Source organism: Oleiphilus sp. HI0061 (assembly GCF_001635675.1).
In genome coordinates this window covers 1-916 of sequence record NZ_LWFE01000870.1, presented here as the reverse complement: position 1 = coordinate 916, position 916 = coordinate 1, and the positions used below count along the sequence as shown (strand labels likewise).

At 41.7% G+C, this 916-nt stretch carries 1 protein-coding gene; it reads left to right on the top strand.

The window, feature by feature from the left end:
* On the top strand, positions 1 to 650 hold a 650-nt coding region (locus A3735_RS10275), incomplete at its 5' end, for a transposase (protein ID WP_197485831.1).
* Positions 651 to 916: the final 266 nt, after the last annotated feature.

Genomic DNA, 916 nt, shown 5'->3' with positions numbered 1-916 from the left:
ACCGTGAAGCGATTTTTCATCAAAATGACGATTATTTGTTCTATCTAGATAAACTGAATGACGCGTGTCGAGCATACTCTTGTGAAGTACATGCTTATGTCTTGATGACCAATCACGTACATTTGCTGATTACACCTCAAGTGGAAGACGGCATATCAAAAACAATACAGAATATTGGGCGTTACTATGTTCAGTACTTTAATAAAAAGTACCGCCGAACGGGTACGTTGTGGGAAGGGCGTTATAAAGCGTCTCTTATTGACTCAGCTCTCTATTTACTAACTTGCTATCGATATATCGAGCTAAATCCTGTTCGGGCCAATATGGTGGCCCACCCATCTAATTACCCTTGGTCTAGTTATCGTGTTAATGCTTTGGGAGCACAAAGCGAGCTAATCTCACCTCATTTCGAATACTTGTCTTTATCCGTATCGCCAGAAAAAAGACGGTCGATATATCGTTCTCTATTTACGTACGAGATAAAAGAACAGACGCTTGAAGAGATTCGCACAGTAACAAATAAGGCATGGGTACTGGGAAGTGAGCAATTCAAGTCTCAAATTGAAGCGCAGACCGGTAGGGCAAGTCACCCGAGAAAGACGGGCGGTGATCGTAGGTCGAAGGTTTTCAAAGGGGTCAGACTCGATTGAAAATCAATCGAGTCTGACCCCTTTGAAAAAGGCTAGGCCGCCTTAAGATCATAACTCTGCGGATAAAGCTTGTTCGCTTCAGCTTCTTCCAAATCCCTTTGTATTGCAGCAGCGGTATTCTTCAGTACGTTGAGCCCAAATTTCTGAATTCCATTTATGAGCATAGTCAGGCACAAGCAAAATCGTTTAACGTACTGTTATAGAAATTAGGGTATGCAAAATCATGACTCCCATTATTCAAATCGAAAACTTGTCTAAGGTTTATG